General features: G+C 68.2%; 11 protein-coding genes and 1 tRNA gene. 9 read left to right on the top strand and 3 right to left on the bottom strand.

Translation table 11 applies throughout. The annotated features are described in order from the left end of the window. Positions 1–36: 36 nt before the first annotated feature. From LC066_RS01765 to LC066_RS01755, 3 genes are read left to right on the top strand one after another with little or no spacing between them, the layout of a single operon-like run. Entirely contained in the window at positions 37–228 is a 192-nt protein-coding gene (locus LC066_RS01765; protein ID WP_085886691.1) for a DUF4169 family protein, read from the top strand. Further along, complete coding sequence (locus LC066_RS01760) at positions 225–467, top strand: ribbon-helix-helix domain-containing protein (RefSeq protein WP_224896284.1); 243 nt, start codon at positions 225–227, stop codon at positions 465–467. Before LC066_RS01765 ends, LC066_RS01760 begins: the two co-directional genes overlap by 4 nt. Then, entirely contained in the window at positions 464–1,057 is a 594-nt protein-coding gene (locus tag LC066_RS01755) for an NTP transferase domain-containing protein (RefSeq protein WP_224896283.1), read from the top strand. Before LC066_RS01760 ends, LC066_RS01755 begins: the two co-directional genes overlap by 4 nt. On the opposite strand, the gene LC066_RS01750 is transcribed toward LC066_RS01755, so the two are convergent. The 3 genes from LC066_RS01750 to speB all read right to left on the bottom strand — a co-directional run bounded on the left by LC066_RS01750 (position 999) and on the right by speB (position 8,756). After that, positions 999–2,720, bottom strand: coding sequence for a Hint domain-containing protein (locus LC066_RS01750; protein WP_224896282.1), 1,722 nt, complete (start codon positions 2,718–2,720; stop codon positions 999–1,001). The two genes, LC066_RS01755 and LC066_RS01750, sit on opposite strands and share 59 nt — an antisense overlap. A 626-nt stretch (positions 2,721–3,346) precedes the next feature. Beyond that, complete coding sequence (locus LC066_RS01745; RefSeq protein ID WP_224896281.1) at positions 3,347–7,114, bottom strand: Hint domain-containing protein; 3,768 nt, start codon at positions 7,112–7,114, stop codon at positions 3,347–3,349. Between the two features lie 679 nt (positions 7,115–7,793). Beyond that, entirely contained in the window at positions 7,794–8,756 is a 963-nt protein-coding gene (gene speB, locus LC066_RS01740) for an agmatinase (protein WP_224896280.1), read from the bottom strand. Between the two features lie 150 nt (positions 8,757–8,906). Here speB and LC066_RS01735 point away from each other — a divergent pair. From LC066_RS01735 to LC066_RS01710, 6 genes are all read left to right on the top strand, one after another. Then, a tRNA-Leu gene (locus LC066_RS01735) sits at positions 8,907–8,990 on the top strand. Between the two features lie 328 nt (positions 8,991–9,318). After that, positions 9,319–10,536 carry an exonuclease SbcCD subunit D gene (locus LC066_RS01730; RefSeq protein WP_224896279.1) on the top strand — a complete coding sequence of 406 codons (1,218 nt, stop codon included), beginning with the start codon at positions 9,319–9,321 and terminating at the stop codon, positions 10,534–10,536. 3 nt (positions 10,537–10,539) lie between these two features. After that, positions 10,540–14,268, top strand: a complete 3,729-nt coding sequence (locus LC066_RS01725; RefSeq protein WP_224896278.1) for an AAA family ATPase — start codon at positions 10,540–10,542, stop codon at positions 14,266–14,268. A gap of 140 nt (positions 14,269–14,408) precedes the next feature. Continuing rightward, entirely contained in the window at positions 14,409–15,056 is a 648-nt protein-coding gene (gene paoA / locus LC066_RS01720) for an aldehyde dehydrogenase iron-sulfur subunit PaoA (protein ID WP_224896277.1), read from the top strand. Beyond that, positions 15,053–16,003: an FAD binding domain-containing protein gene (locus LC066_RS01715; protein WP_224896276.1), complete on the top strand. Its 951-nt coding sequence runs from the start codon at positions 15,053–15,055 to the stop codon at positions 16,001–16,003. Before paoA ends, LC066_RS01715 begins: the two co-directional genes overlap by 4 nt. A 4-nt stretch (positions 16,004–16,007) precedes the next feature. Beyond that, positions 16,008–18,188, top strand: coding sequence for a xanthine dehydrogenase family protein molybdopterin-binding subunit (locus tag LC066_RS01710; protein WP_224896275.1), 2,181 nt, complete (start codon positions 16,008–16,010; stop codon positions 18,186–18,188). The last annotated feature ends 34 nt before the right edge of the window (positions 18,189–18,222 follow it).

The following is an 18,222-nucleotide window of genomic DNA, read 5'->3' as shown; positions in this document are numbered from 1 at the left end:
CTTGCCCCGCCCCCCGGGCGCTGGCAGTATGGCTTCATGTCGAATGTCACCAACCTCAACCGCTTCCGCAAGGAGAAGGCCCGCGCCGAGAAACGCGCACGGGGCGATGAAAACGCGGTGAAGTTCGGACGGACCGGCGCGCAGAAGGCGGCGGAGAAGACCGAAGCCGACACGGCCCGCCGTCACCTCGACGGGCATCGCCGCGACGAAGACACCCCCGAGGCATGAGCGGCCGTCCCGTCAAACGCTCGCTGACTCTGCGCGGGCACCGCACCTCGGTTTCGCTGGAAGATGAGTTCTGGGCCGAGTTCCGGCGTCTCGCCGAGTCAAAGGGACGCCCGATCAACCAGCTGGCCGCCGAGATCGACGCCGACCGCGGGCTGGAGCTGGGCCTGGCCTCGGCCATCCGCCTTTACGTACTGCGCGCGTTGAAACGCGAGGCGGCGGTGCAGGACGACGCCCCATGATCGCCGTCCTGGTGCTGGCCGCCGGCGCCTCGCGGCGAATGCGCGGGCGCGACAAACTGCTGGAAGATATCGACGGGGAACCGCTGTTGCGTCGGCAGCTGCGCCGCGCGCTGAATGCCGGTATCGGCCCTGTGCTGGTGACGCTCCCCGCTCTCGATCATCCACGCAGCCGCGCGCTGGACGGGCTGCAGGTGACGTCGGTGCCGGTGCGCGACGCGGACGAGGGCATGGGCGCCTCGATCCGGACAGGCGTGGCCGCCCTGCCCCCGGACCTGCGTGGCGTAATGATCCTGCCCGCCGACATGCCCGACCTGACGGCAGAGGATTTGCGCAGCGTGGCCGACGGTCTGACAGGCGACCCCGCCCCCATCCTGCGCGGCTCCAGTGGGGAGACGCCGGGCCACCCGGCGCTCTTCCCAGCGGATCTTTTCCCGGACCTTGAAACGCTTGGCGGCGATCGCGGGGCTGCCCCCGTGATCGCCGCCAATCTCTCTCGACTGAGGCTGGTGCCCCTGCCCGGGGCCCATGCGCTTACCGACCTCGATGCGCCCGAGGCATGGGCAGAATGGCGCCGCCGGCGGGGCGGCTGACGATCCCGCCCTCGGCGCGCAGAACCTCGGCCTCATGTTTCTTCAGGCTGCGGCGCGCGGCACTGAACCCGGTCAGGGCGCGCGGTGCGGCCAGTTCGGGGAAGAGGTAATGGATCTCGGCGCGCTGCGCACGGTCCAGCGTCTTCATCGAATAGTCGCCGGGCTGGAAGCTCTCGGACCAGGCGCCATTGGCCAGGATCACCTCGTGCTGGTCGAACAGCAGGTGCAAATAGGTCACCTTGCGATTGGTCAGCCGCTCAACGCCCGGCATGCCCACCAGGTCCTTCGCCGCCACCAGAACCTCGCTTTCCTCGTAGAGGAGCGACGCGCGGTCCGAGCGGATCAGCATCCGATGCTGCGGGCTGACCACCAGGTCCGTATGCGGCAGGCCGTGGCCCAGGGCACCGGCGCGGACCAGGACGGGCTGCAGGTGCGGCATCGTCGCCAGCTCCTTCGGGCTGAGGTCCCGGCGGCCGATCCAGCGCAGCTCCTGCATGCCGTTGTCGCGGGTGATGACCCGGTCGCCCTCGCGCAGCTGTTCCACCGGCACCTCGCCGCGCATGGTCGCGATCAGGGACCCGGCGGCGAAGCAGATCGCACCCTCGGGGCTGGTGGTGGTGATCTCCTCGATGTCCTTGTAGTAGATCCGGCCCAACTCTCGCCCGTCGCCGGTCTTCAGAAGGATCGTGCCGTCTTCGCCATCGTCACTGACGTTGGAATAGTGCAGTTCCAGGTCGGGATAGCGTTCCTTGAACTCCGACAGGTCCAGCACGTCCCAGTCGGTATCGCCGGGATCCTCGCCGCCATAGACGTAGAGGTTGTTCAGGTTGCCCTCATCGGCGATCGCGGTGAACAGGTCATCGCCGGAGCCGCCATAGAGCTTGTCCTGGTTGCCATTGGAGCGCAGCGTGTCGTTGCCTTGGCCGCCGTAGAGCGTGTCGGTCGAGCGGTTCCAAGCGGTGTCACCGGCCTCCAGGAAGTCGTCGCCGGAATTGCCAAAGATCGTGTCCTGGCCCTGGCCGCCGTAGACGGTGTCGTCACCTTTCCCGGCCTTGATCAGGTCCTCGCCGTCACCGCCGTCGATGAAATCGTTGCCGTCGCCGCCATAGATCGTGTCACGGCTTTCGCCACCGAAGATCGTGTCGTTGCCGTCGTCGCCCTCGATCAGGTCCTCGCCACCCTCGCCGTGAAGCTCGTCGTCACCCTTGTCGCCTTCGATGGTGTCACGCCCGTAGCCGGCATAGATGGTGTCATCGCCACTGTCGCCGATCAGCTTGTCGTCGCCATCGCCGCCGTAGATCTCGTCATGGCCGTCGTCGCCGTAGACCGTGTCGTTGCCGCTGCCCGCATAGACCAGATCATCGCCGGAATCCGCGTCGAGCTTGTCGTTGCCGTCACCACCGATCAGCGTGTCATTGCCGTCCTCGGCGTCGAGGTCGTCGTGCCCGGTGCCGCCGTCGAGGTAGTCGTCGCCGCTGTCACCATGCAGGTCGTCATCGCCGTCACCGCCATAGAGGACGTCGTCGCCGCGTTTCCCGTAGAGATCGTCATTCCCCTGGTAGCCGGTGATCGTGTCGTCGCCGCAGCCGCCATACAGGTTGTCGTCCCGATAGGTGCCGTTGATGCTGTCACCCTTGCCGGATCCGCCGCCATATGTCGTCATTTCGACCTCTCAAACGCCATTTCATGCGCCGACCCCCGATGGATCGACTCGCCGTCCCGAAATTCTGTGCAGGACCGGTGGGTCGACTTGCATCGACGGCGCCCGGTCACAGCGCCCCCGACCGTCTGTTAGCTCACGAAAGTAGTCGCTGACAAACACTTGCTGACGATGTCGCTGCAGAGCAGCGCAATGCGGGTACAGAAACAACATATGTTTCCCAAATGGAAACGAAAACTCATCCGCTGATTGCAGTGCGTGACCGCAAGCTACACTTTTGCGCAGCCCGGCCATGCGACCGAAGCAACCCACGCTAAGCGGACGCCGCCAGATGATTCGCATTTACCTCAGATCCAACTCTGATTTGCCCGAACTGCCGCAAAGTTCCGTCGCGATATTGTCGCATTTCGGGAAACACGGTCGGCGGAGATCTCCTGCGGTCTGCGCGCCCCGCCGCCCCCGATGGGCCCGGTTCGGGTGATGGTCCGGCACCGCCCGGGACAGGCTGCGACACGTCAGGGCACGGTCCCCATCCCTGACGGCGCTGTCCCGGGCGGCCGGCGTCGCCGGGGGTCCCACCCCGGCGCAGCACCACGCCTCCCCCGAAGGCGTGGCAGACCTCTCTCGGGTCAGCTCAGGGCGAGCAGATCCGCTTCGTGTTTCTTCAGCGTCTTGCGCGCGGCGTGGTAATCCTCCAGCCCCTTGCGCGCCCGCAGGTCCGGGAACAGCTCGAAGATCTCGTTGCGCTGCGCGTTGCCCAGGCCGTCCATGGTCTGATGCCCCGGCTGGAAGGTTTCCGACCAGGCGCCGTCGGACAGGATCACCTCATGCTGGTCGAAGAGGAAGTGCACGTAGGTCGTGCTCTTCGCCTTCAGCCGCTCGATCCCGTCGAGGCCGGTCAGGTGCTTGGCCGCAACCAGCACCTCGCGGTCCTCGAAGTAAAGCGCGGTCTTGTCGTTGTTGATCAGCATCCGGTGGTTCGGGCTGACGACCATGTCGCGTTCCGGCAGGCCATAGCCGAGCGCGCCCTTGCGGATCAGCACCGGCTGCAGGTGACGGGCCTTCAGCAGCTCCCCACCCTTCAGATGGCGACTGCCCTTCCAGCGGATCTGCTGCATGCCATTGTCACGGGTGATGACCCGGTCGCCTTCCTGCAGCTCTTCCACCGGGACCTCGCCGCGCGGCGTCGCGATCAGCGTGCCGGGGGTGAAGCAAGGCACCACGTTCTCGATCTCGTGGAATTCCGCCGTCCCGGCCAGGGTACTGTCGGGGTTGTAGAATTCGACGATGCCGTCCTCGCGGTCGGCGGAGGTGTAGTTGATCTTGATATGGCCGCCGGGCACGCCGTAGCCGCGCAGGTCCAGCGTGTCGTAGTCGTCGCCGGAGCTGCCGCCGTCGATGTAGTCGCCGGTGGTGGCGCCCACGATGCTGTCGCGGTCGGCGCCGCCGTAGACTTCGTCGGCATTGGCCGAGCCGAAGATCGTGTCGGCGCCGATACCGCCGTAGACCTCATCCTCCTGATCCGATCCATAGAGCAGGTCATCGCCGCTTTCGCCCAGGATCGTGTCGAGGCCGGAGCCGCCGTAGATCTCGTCATTGCCGGCGCCGCCCTCGATCAGGTCGTCGCCCGCATCGCCAGCGATGAAGTCGTTGCCGTCCCCACCTTCGATGCTGTCGCCCGAGGTGCCGCCGCGGATGCTGTCGTCACCGGAGCCGCCAAAGATCGTGTCGGCGCCCGATCCGCCGATGATCGTGTCGTTGCCGGCGCCGCCCTCCAGCGTGTCCTCGCCATTGCCGGCGGTCAGGCTGTCGTTGCCGTCACCGCCCGACAGGCTGTCGGCGCCCTGGCCGCCATCCAGCACATCGTCGCCCGAGCCGCCGAAGAGCGCATCGGCCTCGTCGCCACCATAGAGCGTATCTGCCCCCTGGTTGCCGTAGAGCAGATCCTGGCCCGCGCCGCCGGTCAGTTCATCATTGCCGTAATCGCCAACCAGCGTGTCCTCGTCGATGCCACCGTCCAGCACGTCATCGCCCGAGCCGCCGTGCAGCATGTCATCATCGTCACCGCCGAAGACGGTGTCGTTGCCGTGACCCGCATAGACCTCGTCGCGGTCGTTTTCCGGCACCGGATCGCTGTCGTCCGGCGCGTTGGGATAGTCCATCCCGCTGGTCTGCGCGCTGGCGTCGATACTGTCGTCGCCGGAGCCGCCCAGGATCGTGTCCGAGCCATGGCCGCCGAGGATGACATCCGCCCCCTGGCCGCCTTCGACATAGTCGTCGTCGATGCCCGCGTTGATGCTGTCTTCGCCGGATCCACCGTAGAGCGCGTCGGCATCATCGCCGGAGATGATCGTGTCATCGCCGATGCCGCCATAGACGGTGTCCTTGCCGTCCGCGGTGTTCGGATCGGACAGGTTGCCGTCAGCATCATAGGGATTGGGCAGGTTCGGATCATCGCCCTCGTAGTCCGAGAAGGCGTCGACGCCGGCCACCAGGCTGTCATCGCCGGAACCGCCGAAGATCAGGTCATTGCCCAGCGTTCCATCGACGATGCCGTTCAGGCTGCCGTCCACGGTGTCATTGCCAGCGCCGCCGTAGATCTCGTCGTCGTCCAGTCCGCCGTCGATGCTGTCGGCGCCGTCGCCGCCGTAGATCGTATCCGCGTCGTCCCCGGTCGAGATCGTGTCGTCGCCCGAGCCGCCTTCGACGTAATCGGTGTCATCCAGCTGCGCATCGCCGGTCTCGAAGGGGATTCCCGGGAAGGTCTCGTGGTCGTTAACCTGATCCGCCGATCCGGTGGAGATGCTGTCGTTGCCCGCACCGCCATAGACGTCGTCGCTGCCCTCGCCCGCGATGACCGTATCGTCGCCGGAGAAGGCCAGCACCACGTCGTCGTCACCGCTGTCGCCGGGCAGGATCGCATCGTCGGCGTCGATCATGTCGCCATCGGGATCGCCGTCATAGCCCGCGTCGATCACGTCGCCGCCGGCCGTGCCCTCGACATAGCCGTCGAGCTGCGGGCCGGGATCAACCGGATCGGTCAGCACGGTCTCGATATTCTCGAAGGTCATCGTGCCGGTGACGTTGTCGTCGTCATCCAGGAAGCTGACGGTGCCCGCCTCGGGGTCGTCGTCCTCGTATTCGACCGCCACGTTCATGCCGCGCAGGTCCAGCGTATCCTCGTCCACGCCAGCCTCGCCACCGTCCACGTGGTCCCCGGCCGAGCCGCCGACGAAGGTGTCGCGATCTGCGCCGCCATAGGACAGGTCCGCGCCGGCGCCGTCGATGATCGTGTCATCGCCCCCCTCGCCGAACAGCGTGTCTTCGCCTGAGCCGCCGTCGATCACGTCGTCGCCGTCGGACCAATGGGTCTGCGAGCCGCCTTCGTAGTCCGGCGCCACGTCGTAGTAGATGTCGCTGACGGTGATGCCGGTGGTGCCGTGGCCCACTTGGGTATGGGTGATCTCGATCCGCGAAATCGGGCCCGGAATGCTGACCAGGGCGGAGTACTGCGCGCTGTCGTCCGAAGCCCCGCCATTGGGTGTGGAGGAGATCAGCGTCTCGGTCCCGCCGGCCGCGTCCTCGTCGGTGGCGGTGATCAGCGAGCCTGCGTCGATGTCGATGTCGACCAGGTTGCCCTCGGCGTCATAGGCGCGGATGGTCACCTGCGACAGATAGTCTATGTCGTTGATCCGGAAGGAGACGTCGTCGACGTCCTGCGAGAAGTCGAGCTTGTAGGTCGCGCTTTCGCCATCGGCGTTCAGGTAGGACGACATGGTGGAATTGCGGTCCACGCCGTTGCCGTCGTCGACGATACCGTCGGTGTTGCCGTTGACCTCGTAATAGGTCGTCTCGGGTGTGCCGGTGGTCTCCTGGGTGAAGGTGACATTCACCTCGCCCGTGTCCTGGTGCAGCGTGCCGTACAGCGGATCGTTATGGTCGATCTGCCCGCCGTGGTAGTGCGGGTCCGGCAGCTTGTCCCATTCAAAGCTCTCGCGCGGGCTGTCCGGCGCCTGGCCGCTGTCGCCGTAGATGACGTCGTTGCCGCTGTCGCCCGACAGGTCATCGTCCCCCCGTCCACCGGAGATCTCGTCATCGCCGGACCCGGCGGACACGCTGTCATCGCCGGAGCCCGCGAAGATCTCATCGTCACCTGCCCCGGCGAGGATGGTGTCGTTGCCTCCCCCGGCCCGCACGATGTCGTCGTCGCCGGTTTCGCCGGGCAGAAGCGCGTCGTTGTTGTCGATGTAATCGCCATCGGGGTCGCCGGAATAGGCGGTGTCGATCAGGTCGCCGCCCGCGGTGCCGTCGACGTAGCCATCAGGGGACGTGCCGCCATAGGGATCGCAATCGTCGTCGTCGTGGCCGCCGTACCCGCCGTAATACTTCCCGGTCATGTCGTCACCCTTCCATCGCATCCGGGACTGGCCCGGCCCGTACCCGGCCCGGTGGGCCAGCACACGGCAATCTGTTTCTACCCGAACCATGGAGACGCGCGGCGCGCCGGTGTTGATCACCGGACATAAGTGCCTCGTCCGGCCGAAGCCGGGTTCCGGGCCGACGCCCGGTCCTGCATCTCCACGATGCATGCAATTCGAAGGACCGCCCCATGGTCCAGAAAGGTGCCCATCCCAGTCGGGCAAGACAGGTGATACCTCTTCCCCATGGCGCGACAAAGAGAAAAAAGAGGCAGGAAAGTGGCGGAGACAAGGCGGACATACTGCAGAGCATGCCAAATTTTCGCCACATTCAGGCCTATCACCCGCCTGATTGTTCACACTCAATCTGACGCGGATCAGCGCCTACATAATTGAAAAAACGCCTTTACGCCGGAATATGCGGAGGAAAACGCTGCGATCTTACCGAAGCGCCGTTTCCTCATCAGAAACACTGACGCAGGGGTAAATGGCCTCAATCCGTCCATATTTAGACCACCTTTGCCGCAAACCACGCTCGCAAGACGGGCAGATTCCGCTCCCAACACACAGCTTTAGCGGGAATTCCAATCAAAATTGAGCGACAAGGTAGTTAAGCGCCGAATCGCTCACCGGGGAGGATTCGACGCGCAGATCCGCCCTAGCCGATGTCACGATGATGCAGGACACGGCCGATCAGATTCATCAGGATCTGCGCAGCCAGGGTCGTGGTCGAGCCGCTCGGATCATAGTCCGGCGCCACCTCTACAAGGTCGATCCCGACGACTTCATTGCGCCGCGCCAGCCCATCCAGCAGCTCCAGCACCTCATAGTAGAGAAAGCCGCCATGGCTCGGCGTGCCGGTGCCCGGCGCAATGGACGGGTCGAAGGCGTCGATGTCGATCGTCAGGTAGATCCGCGCCCCTTCCGGCACCCGGCGCAGCAGCGCCTCGGTCCCCAGAGTACGCGCCTGGCGCACCGACAGGATGTCCGATCCCATGGCACGGGCGTCGTCATAGCCGTCCTTCGCCGTGGATGACACGTTGCGGATGCCCAGTTGGGTCAACCCGGTGACATAGGGTTTCTCCGCGGCACGGCGCATCGGGTTGCCGTGACCGTAGCGGACCCCGTGGCGTTCATCGACGAAATCCAGGTGGGCGTCGATCTGGACAACGTGGAACGGCTCCTGCCCCTCGAAGGCGTTGATGCAGGGGATGTTGATCGAATGGTCCCCGCCGATCACCACCGGCAGCGCCCCGGCCGCCAGGATCCGGCGCACGCCATGTTCGATGTTCTCATGACTGCGTATGGTGTCGGTATGCACGATGTCCGCATCGCCGATGTCCACCACGCTGACCTTGGCCGGGTCGAGGTAGGTCACGTCATCCTCGTGGTCATAGGCCCCGGCGTGGCCGAAACTGAACAGCGTCGAGGCCTCGCGCACCCCGCGCGGCCCCATGCGGGCGCCCGCACGCCACTGGGTGCCGGCGTCAAAGGGCGCCCCCATCACGGCCACGTCGGCATCGATCTCGTTCCAGTCCTCGACCAGCGGGTATTTCCCGAAGGTGCAGATCCCGACAAAGGGCAGGTTCAGCCGCCCCGTCTCATAGCCATGTCGTGCCATCGCGTGTCCCCTGTCTATTGGCCGCAGGCTAGCCGGGGACAATGGTACGGGTCGAGTCCCCTCCCCGCCGTGTCAGCCCGGGCTCCGCATTCCCACTGGACGCCGCCCGGCCACAGCGATAAACCGAAGACCCGAAGCGATGGCTTCCGGGCCCAAGTGGCGGAATGGTAGACGCAGGGGATTCAAAATCCCCCGCCGCAAGGCGTGCCGGTTCGAGTCCGGCCTTGGGTACCAACTTGGTTTTGCGTGGCTTGCCATGTCCACGCGACCCGTCGTGCCTCGCTTAGGCATCGAGGCAGCCTCCTACAGCGCAACATCCACCGCCTACCCGGCTCCGTTGTTGTGAAAGCCGTTCTTGACGCTTTGCGCGCGACCGAACGCTTGCAACTCGGCCGACTTCCCCGTCACCGCCAGGATCGCAGCGTCACCTCAGCCTCTCTCGGCGAACTGTCGCGGCAAGGCAACCGTGGCCGGGAACGCCCGAACGACTTCCGCAGTCACCTGACGCTTGACGCTCCCGCTCGTCCCCGCGACTTTGCGCGCAGTATCGAAGGAGCCCCCCATGCGCGCGCTGCACACCGCTGACTGGCACATCGGCCAGACCCTGAACGGCTGGTCCCGCGAGGCGGAGCATGCGCGTTTCTTCGCGGCGCTCACGGACCTGATGGTTGCCGAGCGGATCGACCTGCTGCTGGTGGCCGGCGACATCTTCGACACCACCAACCCCTCGGGCGAGAGCCAGCGGCTGTTCTACCGCACCATGGCGGCGATGAAGGCCCGCCTGCCAAACCTGCGCATCATCCTCACCGGCGGCAATCACGATCCGGCCCTACGACTGGAGGCGCCGGGCGATGTGCTGGGCAGCCTCGACATCCACACCATCGGCACGGTGCTCCGCAAGGACGGCGCCGTGGACCTCGACCGCCACCTGATCCCCGTGCCCGGCCCCGACGGGGTGCCCGCGCTCTACGTCCTCGCCATCCCCTTCCTGCGCGCCGCCGACCTCTCCGGCCTCAGCTTCGCCAGGGACGAGGGCGAGGATACGGTGATCGAGGCCGCCCGCCGCTTCCACGCCGAGCTGACCGAGGCCGCCCTGCCCCGCGTGGGGGATCTGCCCCTGATCGCCATGGGGCACCTGCATTGCACCGGCGGGCTGGAGGCCGAAGGGGCGGAACGGCGGATCCTGATCGGCGGCTCGCATGCGGTGCCGCCCGAGATCTATCCGCCCCGCATCGACTATGTTGCGCTCGGCCACCTGCACGGGCCGCAGTCGCTGGACGGCGGGCGGGTGCGCTATTCAGGCTCGTGCTTCCCGCTCTCGGCCTCCGAGATCCGCTATACCCACGGGGTCACGATCCTCGACATCGAGGGGCGCGACATCCGCGCCACCCACCACGCGATCCCCCTGCCCGCCCCGGTCCTGCGTCTGCCCGCCACGGGCACCCTGACCCTGGCCGAGCTGGAGGCTGCCCTGGCCGAGATCGCCCCGGTCGAGGACGTGAACCTGCGCCCGCTGGTCTATGTCGAATTGCTGGCCGAGGAGGCGCCATCGGTGATGATGGGCCGGGCCGAGGCGCTACTGCGCGAGGCGCCCGTCCGCCCCGCTGGCATCCGCATTCATCGCGCCGCCGAGGACAGCGCAGAGCCGCCCGCGTCCGCGCCCTCGCTGGGTGAGACCAGCCCCGAGGACCTCTTCGCCCGGGCCTTCGAGACGAAGAACGGCTTCGCCCCGGAGGACCGCCACCTCGCGGCCTTCCGCGATGTCCTGGCGGAGGTCTGAGCCATGCAGATCCTGTCGATCCGGGGCGAGAACATCGCCAGCCTCGCCAAACCTTTCGAGATCTGCTTGGACGACGGCCCGCTCGCCAGCGCTGGCCTCTTTGCCATCACCGGCGAGACAGGGGCGGGCAAGTCCAGCTTGCTGGATGCCATGTGCCTGGCGCTTTACGGCGATTGCCCGCGCCTGTCGGGCAGCGGCACGCGCGAGGCGGTGGAGGATGTCGACGGCTCGGCCCTGCGCGCCACCGACGCGCGCATGGTGCTGCGCCGGGGCGCGGCGCGGGGCCTGGCCGAGGTCACCTTCCGCGCCACCGACGGAGAGGTCTACACCGCAGGCTGGTCCGCCCGTCGGGCGCGCGACCGCATCGACGGGCGCCTGCAGGCCGTGGACCGCAGCCTGGTGCGTGCCTCCGATGGCCAGGTTCTGGAAAGCCAGCTGTCGCGCGTCAACGACCGGGTGACCGAGCTGACCGGCCTGACCTATGACGAGTTCCGCCGCACCGTGCTGCTGGCCCAGGGCGACTTCGACGCCTTCCTGTCGGCCCAGACCGGCGAACGGGCGGCGATCCTGGAGAAGGTCACCGGCACACAGGTCTACCGCGACATCTCGCGCCGCATCTACGAGCGGAACACAGGCGCCCAGTCGGCGCTTGAGGCCCTGGAGATCCGGCGCGGTGAGCATCCGTTGCTGAGTGCCGAAGAGCGCGCCGCGCTGGAGACCGAGAGCGAGGCCCTGCGCGCCCGCAAGACAGCCACCGAGGCAGAGCTGACCCAGGTGACGGCGGACCTCGGGCGCTATGCCGCGCAGGAGGCCGCGCAGACCGCGCTGACCCGGGCCGAGGCGCGTGTCAGCGCAGCAGAGGCGGCCCTTACGGCGATGGCCGACCAGCAGGCCTGGCTGGCCGACTGGGACCGCGCCCAGGCCCTGCGCGGCGAGCTGCGCGAGGATCAGGCCGCCCAAGCGGCGTTGCGCGAGGCGGTCGAGGCCGAGGCACAGCTGACCGAAGCGGAGCGGGAGCAAGGCGAGGCCGCTGAGGCGCTGGCGGAGACCGCCGCTGCGGCACAGGCGCGGCTCGATCAGGTCGAGGCCGCGTTCAAGGCTCTTGGCCCCGAATGGACGAAGGCCGAACAGTTCGACAGTCGGATCGTTGGCGCCACGGAGGAGCTGACCCGCGCCGAGGCAGAGCTGACCCGGCGCCAGGCAGACGCCGGAGCTGCCGAGGACAAACAGACGGCGCTGGAGGCAGAGGACCGGCGTCTGGCCGATGCGCGGGCCGAGGCACAGGCCGCGCTTGAGCAGATCCCCGGCCACGAGGGTCTGCGCCGCGACTGGAGCGCGTTGGAAGAGCGGCTGGAGGCCCGCATCGCCGCAGCGACCCGCCTGCGCGAGGCGGAAGAGGCACGCGCGGCGCTGAAGGAGGCCACAGCCGCGCAGACCCGGACCCGGGACGAGGCCAACGCCGAGACCGCCGCGCTGACCGCCCGGCTGGCGGATCTGCGCCAACAGCAGGCCGACCTGCAACCGGAACGCCGGCGCCTGCAGGCCGCCGCCCCGGCGACAGCGCTGGCCACCCTGGGCCAGCAGCTGATCGACCTGCGCGCCCTGCGTCAGGCCGCCGCCCAGGTCCGCGAGGCCGACCATGCGATCGCCGAGAGCGCGGCCCGGCAGCGAGCTGCCCTGGAATCCCGCGAGCAGGCCGAAACGGACGGCCAGCGTTTGGCAGAGGAGCTGAAGACGGCCAGCCACCACATCGACGCGCTCTCCCGCCCCGTCGCCTCGGCAGAGGCTGCGGTCAGCGCCGAGGCGGATCACCTGCGCCAGCACCTGGAACCGGGACGCCCCTGCCCGGTCTGCCATGCGACCGAACATCCGGTGCTGGACGACAGTGCCCTGTCGCGCCTCGCCACGGAGCTGCGCCAGCAGATGCAGGCGGCGACCGAGGCGCGCGACACGGCACAGGCGGCCCTGCGCGACGCCACCACACGACGCGACGAGGCAGCCGCAACGATCGCCCGGGAGGAGGCCGAGGCCCCGGCCCTCACCGAGCGCCTCGCCGAACGGATCGAGGACCATGCCCGCCAATGGGCCGCGCTGGAGGTCAGCGCCCTGCCGGATCTCCCAACAGATCCCCGCGCCGCCGACTCTACCTTCGCCACCCTTCTTGAGGCGCTGGAGGCCCGCCGCCCCGCGCTGGAAGAGGCCCGCGACCGGTTGGCGCTGCAGGAACGCGACCATCAGCGCCTCGGCCAGGAGATCGAAACGGCTCAGGCGCAGCTGACGGCCCGGACCGAGCAGGCGGCAGCCCTGACCGCCGCCCTGGCCGACAGCGAGGCGCGCGCGAAGGACCTGGCCCGCGACTGCGACACCGCGCAGCGAGAGATCGCGGCCCTGGCCCCCCGGCTGGTCGATCCCCTCGCCGCCCTCGGCCTTTCGCCCGAGGCATTCGACGCCGATGGCCAGCCCGCCCTCGACGCCCTGCGCGAGACCGCCGGCCGTGCCGGGGCCCTGCTGAAGGCGATCGAGGAGACCGAAACCGCCCGCACCGCCCAGATGCCCGCTCTGACCGAAGCACGCAGCGCCGCCCGAACGGCCACGAACCGGGTGACCGAGGCAATCGAGACCCGGGACAGCCGCAAGACAACCCTGGAAAGCCTGCGCGCCGACCGCGCCGAACTGCTGGGGGGCGAGGCCACCGGGCCGCACCGCACCCGCCACAACGAGGCACGCAAGGCCGCGCAAGCGGCGGCCAGCGAGGCGCAGCGCCAGCACGCCGAGGCCCGCGCCCGACTGGCGCAGATCGCCGGCAGCCTGGAGGCTGCACAAACCACGCTAACCCGCGCCACGGCCCGCCGGCACAGGGCCGCAAAAGCCCTTACCGAGGCCTGCACCGCCGCAGGTCTGGACCTCGACCGGGTCCAGGCATTGCACGCGACCGAGGCCGACGTGATCGAAAGCCGCCGTGCCGCGCTCAATGCCGCCGAGACGGAGCGCACCAGCGCCCTCGGCGCCCGCGACGAACGCCAGCAGGAGTGGGACGCGTTGCAGGCCGACGGGCTGCCCGAGACGCCGCGCGAGGATCTGCAGACCCGCAAGGACGAGCTGGCCGCCACGGCCACCACCCTGTCCGAAGAGCTCGGCGCGCTGAGCGAACGGCGCAAGGCTGACACCCGCGCGCGTGAGGCACTGGCGGGGCTGGAGGCGGAGATCGAGGCAGCGCGCAAGGTGGCCGACACCTGGGCGGCGATCAACGATGCCATCGGCTCCGCCCGCGGGGACCGTTTCGCCCAGATCGCCCAGGCGGTCACCCTGGCAATGCTGGTGGAACGCGCCAACCTGCACCTCGACCAGCTGAAGCCGCGCTACCAACTGGCGGTGGCCGATCAGGACCTGGCGCTGCATGTGATCGACCGCGACATGGCGGGCGACACGCGGCCCAGCCGGTTGCTCTCCGGCGGGGAACGTTTCCTGGTCTCGCTGTCGCTGGCGCTGGCCCTGTCGGGCATGGGCAGCCGGGGCGCGCTGGCCGGCACGTTGTTCATCGACGAGGGCTTCGGCAGCCTGGACGCGGAATCCCTCGACCTGGCCATCGACGCACTGGAGCGATTGCAGGCCCAGGGTCGCACCATCGGCGTTATCAGCCACGTCCAGGCGATGAAGGACCGCATCCCGGTGCAGCTGGAGGTGACCAAGACCGGCGGTGGCGCCAGCGAGATCGCCCTCAGGATCACCTGACGCAGAGGTCGGGGCGCCGCGCGGCAGGCATTCATGAGCCAAGTTCATTGACGCTATTTCGCCGCCTGGCCTTTCCAGCAGGCAAAGCGGGCTACCTGAAAAGGGATCCTACTTCGCGACAGGCCAGGAAGGGAACCCTCATGACCCCGCCCCCCATCGAATTCGAACTACGACGCAGGACCCTGCTCGTCGGGACCGCCGCCGCCGCCCTCGGGGCCGGGGCCGGCCGCGCCGCCACCGCCCAGACGACCGACGCCGCCGCGCCCGCCGGGTCCGAGACGACCACGGTCACCCTGACCGTGAACGGGACCCCGCAGGAACTGACCGTCGACAACCGCGTCACGCTACTGGACGCCCTGCGGGAGCATCTGCAGCTGACCGGCACCAAGAAGGGCTGCGACCATGGCCAGTGCGGGGCGTGTACCTGTACCGTCAACGGCACCCGCATCAACTCCTGCCTCAGCCTTGCTGTCATGCATGACGGCGACGAGGTGGAAACGATCGAGGGCATCGGCACGCCGGATCAGATGGACCCGATGCAGGCGGCCTTCGTCGAGCACGACGGCTTCCAGTGCGGCTATTGCACGCCCGGTCAGATCTCCTCCGCCCGCCAGGTGATCGAGGAGGTTCGCGCCGGCATCCCCAGCCATGTCACCGATGACCTGACCGCCGAGATCGCCCTGACCGACGCTGAGATCCGGGAACGGATGTCCGGCAACATCTGCCGCTGCGGGGCCTATGCCAACATCCTCGCCGCCATCACCCAGGTCGCGGAGGACCAGGCATGAGAGCGTTTTCCTACGAAAAGCCGACCGATGTCGCCGCCGCCGCCGCCCGCGCCGCCGAGGTGGACGGGGCGAAATTCCTCGCCGGCGGGACCAACCTGCTGGACCTGATGAAGCTGGAGATCGAGACGCCGGCCCATCTGATCGACGTCAACGGGCTGGGCCTGGACGAGATCACGCAAACCGACGAGGGCGGCCTGCGCATCGGCACGCTGGTGTCCAACACCACCCTGCTGGCCGATATGCGCGTGCGGCGGGACTACCCGGTGCTGACGCGCGCCCTGGCCGCCGGTGCCTCGGGCCAGCTGCGCAACAAGGCGACGACCGGGGGCAACCTGCTGCAACGCACGCGCTGCCCGTATTTCTATGACGGCGCCATGCCCTGCAACAAGCGGGAGCCGGGATCGGGCTGTGCCGCGCTGACCGAGGGCGCCTTCTCGCGCCAGCTCGGCGTCATCGGCACCTCGGATGCCTGCATCGCCACCCATCCCTCCGACATGGCCGTCGCCATGCGCGTTCTCGACGCCACGGTCGAGACGGTGACGCCTTCGGGCATGACCCGCCGCATCGCGCTGGAGGATCTGCACCTGTTGCCGGGCGATACGCCCGAGGTGGAAACCGCGCTGATGCCGGGCGAACTGATCACCCATGTCACCCTGCCCGCCCCCGTCGGCGGGACGCAGACCTATCACAAGGTGCGCGACCGGGCGTCCTACGCCTTTGCGCTGGTCTCCGTGGCACTGATCCGCCAGCCCGACGGCACGGGCCGTGTCGCCCTGGGCGGCGTCGCCCCGAAACCCTGGCGCTCCGCCGCCGCCGATGCGGAGCTGCCGAACGGCGCCCGCGCCGTGATGGCCCGCCTGCTGGAGGGCGCGCGCCCGACGGAAGAGAACGCCTTCAAGATCACCCTGGCCGAGCGCACGCTCGCCGCCATGCTGGCAGAGGAGTAACCCGATGCAGTTCGACGAACCCGCAGGCCAGAACCTATTCGACACCGCCCGCACCATCGGAAAGCCCACGCATCGCGTGGACGGTCCTCTTAAGGTGACCGGCACCGCTCCCTATGCCTACGAACGGCATGACGTCGTTCCGGACCAGCTCTACGGCTACCCGGTCATGGCCGGCATTTCCCACGGGCGCATCACCGCCATGGACGCCGAGGCGGCGCGCAACGCCCCCGGCGTGCGTGCCGTGGTCACCACGCTGGAGATCGAGCCCCTGGGCATCTGGAACTACAACGTCGCCCGCCTTTTCGGCGGCGACGAGATCCAGCACTACCACCAGGCGATTGCCGTGGTCGTGGCCGAGACCTTCGAGCAGGCCCGCGCAGCCGCCGCCCTGATCGAGGTGGACTACGCACCCGGCGATCCGGCGGACTACGACCTCGATGCGGCCTTCGGGCGGCTCGAAGGCTCGGGCGAGCCCGGCACCCTGGTGGGCGACGTCGACGCGGCCTTCCGTGATGCGGCGGCCGTGGTTGACCAGATGTATCACACCCCCTCGGAAAGCCACCAGATGATGGAGCCCTTCGCCTCCATCGTCGACTGGTCCGATGGCGGCGAGATGACTGTCTGGACCTCCAACCAGATGATCGAATGGAACCGGCAGGCGCTTGCGACCACCTTCGACATCGATCCGGACAGCATCCGGGTGGAAAGCCCCTACATCGGCGGCGGCTTCGGCGGGAAGCTCTGGCTGCGTTGCGACGCGGTTCTGGCCGCCCTCGGGTCGCGCGAGGTCGGCGCCCCGGTGAAGCTGTCGATCCCCCGTCCGATGATGATGAACAACGCCACCCACAGGTCGGCCACGGTCCAGCGAATCCGCCTGGCCGCCGATGCGGACGGCCACCTTCAGGGCATCTGGCACGAGGCGGCGTCGCATTCCCTTCCCGGGGGCCGGGGCGAGAATGCCACGGCTCAGACGCCCTTCTTCTACGCCGCACCCGCCCGCCGGGTGCAGCATCACATCGTGGAGATGCCCCTGCCCGAAGCCTCCGACATGCGCGCCCCCGGCGAGGCCTCCGGGCTGATGGCGCTGGAAGTGGCGATGGACGAGATGGCAGAGGCCCTGGGCATGGACCCGGTGCAGCTGCGGATCGTCAACGACACGCAGGTGAACCCGTCGAACCCGGAGCAGGAGTTTTCCGAGCGTCATTTCGTCGAATGCCTGGAACGCGGGGCGGAGGCCTTCGGCTGGGCCGATCGCAACACCACCCCCGGCGCGCGCCGCGAGGGCCAGTGGCTGATCGGGCACGGCATGGCCGGCGCCTATCGCGGTGCGCCGACCCTGGCGTCCGGGGCCACCGCGCGGCTGTCGGATGGCCGGCTGGTGATCGAGACGGACATGACCGACATCGGCACCGGCTCCTACACCATCCTGGCGCAGACGGCGGCGGAATGCCTCGGCCTTCCCCTCGACGCGGTGGAGGTCCGGCTGGGCAACAGCGCCTATCCCGTCTCGTCGGGGTCGGGCGGCCAGTTCGGCGCCGCCAGTTCCACCGCCGGGGTCTACGCGGCCTGCATGGGCCTGCGCCAGAAAATCGCTGACAGCCTCGGCCTGGAAGATCCCGACTTCCACGACGGGCGCGTGACCGGCGACGGCACCGACATGGCCCTGGCCGATCTGGACGGCGCGCTGGAAGCGACGGACACGATGGAATGGGGCGACTTCAAAAGCGACTACGTGCTGGCCACCTTCGGCGCGCATTTCGTCGAGGTGGGCGTGCATGTCGGCACTGGCGAAATCCGCGTGCGCCGCATGCTGGCCGCCGCAGATGCCGGGCGCATCCTGAACCCGATCACCGCCCGCAGCCAGGTCATCGGCGGCATGACCATGGCCGTCGGCGCGGCCCTCTCGGAAGAGATGGCGCTAGACACCGGGCGCGGGCTCTTCGCCAACCATGACCTTGCCGGCTACGAGGTGGCCGTTCACGCGGACATCCCCGAGCAGGAGGTGATCTTCCTCGACACGCTCGACGCGAAATCGACGCCGCTCAAGGCGAAGGGCGTCGGCGAGTTGGGGATCTGTGGCGTGGCGGCAGCCGTGGCCAACGCGGTCTACAATGCCACGGGCGTGCGCGTCCGGGACTACCCGGTGACCCTGGACAAGGTCCTCGACGACTTGCCGTCGATCTGAACGACGGGGCGGGCCAGTGGCCCGCCCTTTTTAC

Source organism: Pseudooceanicola marinus, assembly GCF_020177265.1.
GTDB lineage: Bacteria > Pseudomonadota > Alphaproteobacteria > Rhodobacterales > Rhodobacteraceae > Pseudooceanicola > Pseudooceanicola marinus_A.
Note: the sequence above shows the minus strand (reverse complement) of the source record. Positions and strands in the feature narration are given on the sequence as shown.